6 protein-coding genes are annotated in these 5,796 nt (G+C 67.1%); 2 read left to right on the top strand and 4 right to left on the bottom strand.

Annotation, left to right across the window (positions count from 1 at the left end; all coding sequences use genetic code 11):
* Positions 1–172: 172 nt before the first annotated feature.
* Complete coding sequence (gene lnt, locus AC16JP_RS12070) at positions 173–1,741, top strand: apolipoprotein N-acyltransferase (protein WP_484340864.1); 1,569 nt, start codon at positions 173–175, stop codon at positions 1,739–1,741.
* Between the two features lie 70 nt (positions 1,742–1,811).
* On the top strand, positions 1,812–3,032 hold the full coding sequence (gene metK, locus AC16JP_RS12065; RefSeq protein ID WP_484340863.1) for a methionine adenosyltransferase: 1,221 nt from the start codon (positions 1,812–1,814) through the stop codon (positions 3,030–3,032).
* 24 nt (positions 3,033–3,056) lie between these two features.
* Here metK and AC16JP_RS12060 read toward each other — a convergent pair whose 3' ends face one another.
* From AC16JP_RS12060 to AC16JP_RS12045, 4 genes are all read right to left on the bottom strand, one after another.
* Positions 3,057–3,512 carry a hypothetical protein gene (locus AC16JP_RS12060; protein WP_484340862.1) on the bottom strand — a complete coding sequence of 152 codons (456 nt, stop codon included), beginning with the start codon at positions 3,510–3,512 and terminating at the stop codon, positions 3,057–3,059.
* Positions 3,513–3,515: 3 nt separating this feature from the next.
* Positions 3,516–4,439 (bottom strand): acetylglutamate kinase, encoded by a 924-nt coding sequence (argB, locus tag AC16JP_RS12055; RefSeq protein ID WP_484340861.1) that lies wholly within the window; start codon positions 4,437–4,439, stop codon positions 3,516–3,518.
* A 57-nt stretch (positions 4,440–4,496) separates the two neighbouring features.
* Positions 4,497–5,180: a transcriptional repressor LexA gene (lexA, locus tag AC16JP_RS12050; RefSeq protein ID WP_484340860.1), complete on the bottom strand. Its 684-nt coding sequence runs from the start codon at positions 5,178–5,180 to the stop codon at positions 4,497–4,499.
* Between the two features lie 82 nt (positions 5,181–5,262).
* Positions 5,263–5,796 (bottom strand): molybdopterin-binding protein (locus AC16JP_RS12045; RefSeq protein ID WP_484340859.1); only part of this gene is annotated, 534 nt, incomplete at its 5' end.

Here is a 5,796-nt window from a genome sequence, read left to right as displayed (position 1 = left end):
CCATGGCGCGGGCGGCCATGCCGATATTCATGCCAAGCTGCGGCCGGACGAGGATGAAGGCAGGTTGAAGCATGGGGCGCCTGATGGACGAGCGACGCTTCTTCGTCGAGTCCGCGCTGCACCGTGGCTCGGCCTGTCTGGATGGTTGGGCGTCACGCAGCTATGGGGGGCCATGCATGGCATAACCTCCGCCGCTGGCGCCCATCCCCTGACGATCTGGCTGGCTGCGCGCGGCCGGGCGGCGGCGCTGCTGATCGCGCTTGGCGCAGGCGGAATTTCCGCACTGGGCTTCGAGCCTGTGGCAACGATCGCCGGGCCGGTCGTGGGCGTCACGCTGCTGTTGCTGCTGCTGGCAGCGCAACCGCGCCGCCGCGCCTTCCTGCTTGGGTTCGGCTTCGGCGTCGGGCAGTTCGCCATCGGGCTGGGCTGGATCGCGCAGGCATTCACCTATCAGTCGGCGATGCCCCCCGTGATGGGGGTGGTTGCCGTCGGCGGCTTGTCGCTGTTTCTGGCGCTATATCCGGCGTTGGCGGCGCTCGTCGCCAGATCGGTTTCCGCGCGCATCGTGCCGCTGACACTGGCGTTTTCGGGATCGTTCACGATTCTGGAAATCCTGCGCGGGCTGTTGTTCAGCGGCTTTGCCTGGAACCCGATGGGGGTTGCATGGCTGCAACTGCCGGGCGTCGCCCAGCTTGCGGCGGTGGTCGGGGCGAACGGGCTCTCGGCGATTGCGGTGCTGGCGGCAGGCAGCCTCGCGGCGCTGATCGGCGCGCGCGGCGAACCGGGCCGGATGGGCCTTGTGCTGGTGTTTCCGCTGGCGCTGCTGCTGGGCGTTGCCGTCCCCCGCGTGCAGAAGCCGCTCGGCCCGCCCACCGGCGCCGAACTGCTGCTGGTGCAGTCGGGAACCGGCATCGCCGACAAATATTCCGAAGGCGGCACGATGGAGAGCCTCGCCCGGACCGTCCGGCAGACCCGCGCTGCGCTTGCCCGTGGACCGGCGCCCGCCGCCGTCGTCTGGCCGGAAGGCGCGGTCGAGTTCCCGATGGAGGAAATGCCCGAAGTCCGCGCGGAAATCACGCGCGGCTTCCCGGCGGGCACCCTGCTGCTGACGGGCGGCACCGGCATCGTCCGCGACGGCGACGGCCATGTCCTTGCCGGGACCAACAGCCTCTATGCGCTGGATCATGCCGGGCAGATTCTTGCCCGCTACGACAAGGCGCATCTGGTGCCGGGCGGCGAATATCTGCCGCTTCGCGCCATCGCCGAACCGCTGGGCCTCGAACGGCTCGTGCCTGGCACGCTGGACTTTCGCCCCGGCCCCGGCCCGGTGACGTGGCGGCTGCCCGGCCTGCCGGCGATGGCGCCGAACATCTGCTACGAGATCATTTTTCCGGGCGCCATCGTCAACCGGGCCGACCGTCCGGCCTTCATCCTGACCATATCGAACGATGCATGGTTCGGCCGTTCGGGGCCGCCGCAGCACCATGCGCAGGCAAGGCTGCGCGCCATCGAGGAAGGGCTGCCGGTGGCCCGCCTGACGCCGACCGGCCTTTCCGGCATGATCGACCCGCGTGGCGGCATGACTGCGCTGCTGCCGCGCGGAACTGCCGCCACCGCGCGGGTTCCGCTGCCGGCGCCGCTTGCTGCCACCCCCTTTTCCCGGATCGGCCTTGCCGCACCCGCAGGCCTGGCGCTGCTGTTGCTTGGATATGGTATTCTGGCAGCTCGCAGAAAGACATAAATATCTCTTTATATTCCTTGCAATGGCATCGGCGAACAGCTAGCTCTTCCAGCCTGCACAAGGAGTATCCATGGCGCGCCAGAGCTTTACCTTCACGTCCGAGTCTGTCTCGGAAGGCCACCCCGACAAGGTTGCCGACCAGATCTCCGACACTGTCGTCGATTTCATGCTCCGCCGCGACCCGGAAGCGCGGGTTGCCTGCGAAACCATGGTGACGACGCAGCGCATCAATCTGGCGGGCGAAATCCGCTGCAAGGGCGTGTTCGACGCCGCTGCCTTCCCGGATACTGCCGGCTGGGCGCCCGGCATCCGCGATGCGATCGAGCAGGCGGTACGGGGAACCGTTCGCCGCATCGGCTATGAACAGCAGGGCTTCCACTGGCAGACGGCGACGTTCGAAAACCACATGCACGGGCAATCCGCGCACATTGCCATGGGCGTCGACGAATCGGGCAACAAGGACGAGGGCGCGGGCGATCAGGGGATCATGTTCGGCTACGCGACCGACGAAACCCCCGACCTGATGCCGGCCACGCTCTATTACGCGCACCGCATCCTCGAGCGCATGGCGCACGACCGGCACGGCAAGGTCGTCGATTTCCTCGAACCAGACGCCAAGAGCCAGGTCAGCCTCGCCTACGAGGCAGAGCTTCCAGTGAGAGCGACGGCGCTCGTCGTCTCGACGCAGCACGCCCGCGCGCTTTCCAGCGATGCCGGGCAGAAACGGCTGCGCGACTATGTGATGACGGTGCTGGAAGACGTGCTGCCCAGGGGCTGGCTGCCAGAGCAATCGGCGATCTATGTCAACCCGACCGGGCTTTTCGAAATCGGCGGTCCTGACGGCGACGCGGGCCTCACCGGCCGCAAGATCATCGTCGACACCTATGGCGGCGCAGCGCCGCACGGTGGCGGCGCCTTCAGCGGCAAGGACCCGACCAAGGTCGACCGGTCGGCGGCCTATGCTGCGCGCTATCTGGCGAAGAACATCGTGGCGGCAGGGCTGGCTCGCCGGGCAACGATCCAGCTTTCCTATGCGATCGGGGTTGCCGAACCGCTGTCGATCCTCGTCGATACCCACGGCACCGGCACCATCACGGAATCCCGCATCGAAGCCGCCCTGCCCCAGGTGCTGCGGCTGACGCCAAAGGGCATTCGCACCCACCTCGGCCTCAATCGCCCGATCTACGAGCGGACGGCGGCCTACGGCCATTTCGGCCGCAAGCCGGATGCCGATGGTGGCTTCAGTTGGGAGCGGACCGATCTGGTGGAAGCACTGAAGGCCGCCCTCTGACGGCTGGCGCCGCCCGCGTTCGCGCTATTGCTGGCCGGTCAGCCGCAGTGCGATGCGCGGGATCTTGATCCAGCCGTTTCCGTCGCTGTCCTCGCGCGGTTCGGCAAATGCCGGAATCGCCTCGCGCATGCGGGCCGTCACTTCCTTGTCCAGCGCCGGGCAGGCGCTGGCGTTGACGATGCGCAGATCCTCGACTTCCCAGCGGCGTTCCAGCGCCCGGCCCTTCGCTTTCAACTTGGCTTCGAAGGCATATTCATGGACCAGATTGTCCGGGCCCAGCTGAAATCCGGGGCACAGCCCGCCCTTGATCGCGCGCGCCGCCAGCGGTGCAAGCGGCGCCAGCGCCTGCTCGAACATCGCCGGATAGACCCAGACCTCCCCCAGCCGACGCTTGCCGGAATAGAGGTCGCCATTTTGCGCCAGCCCGGCCGATGCAGTTGCAAGCATCGCCATCGCCAGCGCCGCCATAGCTTTCCGCATCGATCAGTCCTCCTTGCGCACCAGTGTCCCGGCGCCGCGCCGGGTAAAGATTTCCAGCAGCATGGCGTGCGGGATACGGCCGTCAAGAATGACCGCTGCATCCACCCCGCCCGCAACCGCACCGACACAGGTTTCGAGCTTGGGAATCATCCCGCCGGAAATCGTGCCGTCCTCGATCAGATTGGCGACATCGCCCGGCGTGATGTCGGTCAACAGCGCGCCTTCCTTCGACAGCACGCCCGGCACGTCGGTCAGCAGGAACAGCCTTGCAGCCCCCAGCGCCGCTGCCACCGCACCGGCGCAGGTGTCGGCGTTGATGTTATAGGTGTGCCCGTCGGCGCCAACCCCGATCGGGGCGACGACCGGGATGAAATCCGCCGAACTGAGCACATCCAGCACATGCCGGTCTACCCGGGCCGGTTCGCCGACGAAGCCCAGATCGACCACCTGTTCGATGGCGCTGCCGGGGTCACGCCGGGTGCGGGTCACCTTTTCGGCGTGGATCAGCCCGGCATCCTTGCCCGAGAGGCCGACCGCCTTGCCGCCGGCCTCGTTGATCCAGCGCACCAGCTCCTTGTTGATGGCGCCCAGCACCATCTCCGCAACTTCGGCGGTTGCCGCGTCCGTCACCCGCAGCCCGTCGATGAAGCTGCTTTCATGGCCAAGCCGCTTCAGCATGGCGCCGATCTGCGGCCCGCCGCCGTGTACCACCACGGGCCGGATCCCCACCGCCTTCAGCAGCACCATGTCTTCGGCGAAATCCCGCGCCAGTTCCGGGTCGCCCATGGCGTGGCCGCCGTATTTCACCACGAACGTCTTGCCGGCATAGCGTTGCAGATAGGGCAGCGCTTCCACCAGAACCTCGGTCTTGGCGAGCATCGTCGGGTCCGGTGCGTGGCGCACCCCGGCATGTGGCTTTGCAGTCATGCCCGGTGCCTTGGCACTGCGCGGCGGCGATGAAAAGAGCGAACCGCCGCCAGCCGGTCAGTAGCGGCGCAGTAGCCCGGCCAGCCGCCCCTGCACCCTGACCCGCGACGGCAGGTAAAGCTGCGGCTGATACAGGCTGTTCGCCGGGTCCAGCCGGACCATGCCCTTTTCCCGATGGAAGTATTTCAGCGTTGCTTCGGCGTTGTCGATCAACGCCACCACGATTTCGCCGTCGCGCGCATCGTCGGCCTTGCGGATGAGAGCGAAATCTCCGTCGAAGATGCCGGCTTCGATCATCGAGTCGCCCGCGACCTGCAACGCATAATGTTCGCCGTGGCCAAGCAGCGTGGCGGGGACGGCAAGCTGCTCCTGCTCCTCGATCGCCTCGATCGGGAGGCCGGCTGCGATCCGCCCCACCAGCGGCACCACGCACGCCTGCACTTCGGCCATTGCCGCATCGGCCGCCACCCGCCGCGCGCGTGCGGCACCGATGTCGGCGATCGCGGCCGCGCCGCGCGGTGCGGCGTCTTCCGGCAGTCGCACCACTTCCAGTGCCCGTGCGCGGTTCGGCAACCGGCGCAGAAAACGCCGTTCTTCAAGCGCGCCGATCAACCTGTGCACACCCGACTTCGACTTCAGATCGAGCGCGTCCTTCATTTCCTCGAACGAGGGGGAAACGCCGGTTTCCGCAAGCCGGTTGTGGATGAACAGCAGCAGTTCATGTTGCTTCGACGTCAGCATGGCGGCGCCCCAAAGAGGTGGAACATGGAGCGAACGTTAAAGGAACCAACGTGAACGGGTCAAGCGGTTCCTTGCCGGAACATCAGATTCGCAGAACCGGAACGGATGTTCCGGCAGGCACCGCCGGGGCATTGGCCGGGCGCACCAGGATCGCATTGGCCGCCGCCAGCACCGACGACAGGCTGCTGTCCTGCGCGGGGAAGGGGCTGACGCGGCCCTTGGCGACATGCGCACGCATGAAATGCCGGCGCCCGCCGTTGGCGACCAGATCGACGCCTGCAACCGCCTGGTCGGCGATATCCAGCGGCTGGCTACTGCCGGCCATCCGGCGGATCAACGGCCACAAAAACACCCGCGCACAGACAAACGCCGACACCGGATTGCCCGGCAGGCCAACCACCACCGCATTGCCCAGACGCCCGGCAATCAGCGGCTTGCCGGGGCGGATCGCAGCCTTCCAGAAGTCGATGCTGGCGCCGGCGGCTTCCAGACCCGGTTTCACCAGATCGTGGTCGCCTACCGACGCTCCGCCGATGCTGACGATCAGGTCGGCATCCCGCGCGAGGTCGATTGCACGGGCGATATCTTCCGGCCGGTCGGCAAACAGCCCAAGATC

The sequence above is a fragment of the Sandaracinobacteroides sp. genome (genome assembly GCF_057137845.1).
The sequence above is the reverse complement of the archived record's forward strand: the minus strand, read 5'-3'. Positions and strand labels throughout refer to the sequence as shown.

Coding starts and splice junctions, on each gene's coding strand:
- lnt (WP_484340864.1), top strand. CDS start 173: ATGCATGGCATAACCTCCGCCGCTGGCGCCCATCCCCTGACGATCTGG.
- metK (WP_484340863.1), top strand. CDS start 1,812: ATGGCGCGCCAGAGCTTTACCTTCACGTCCGAGTCTGTCTCGGAAGGC.
- AC16JP_RS12060 (WP_484340862.1), bottom strand. CDS start 3,512: ATGCGGAAAGCTATGGCGGCGCTGGCGATGGCGATGCTTGCAACTGCA.
- argB (WP_484340861.1), bottom strand. CDS start 4,439: ATGACTGCAAAGCCACATGCCGGGGTGCGCCACGCACCGGACCCGACG.
- lexA (WP_484340860.1), bottom strand. CDS start 5,180: ATGCTGACGTCGAAGCAACATGAACTGCTGCTGTTCATCCACAACCGG.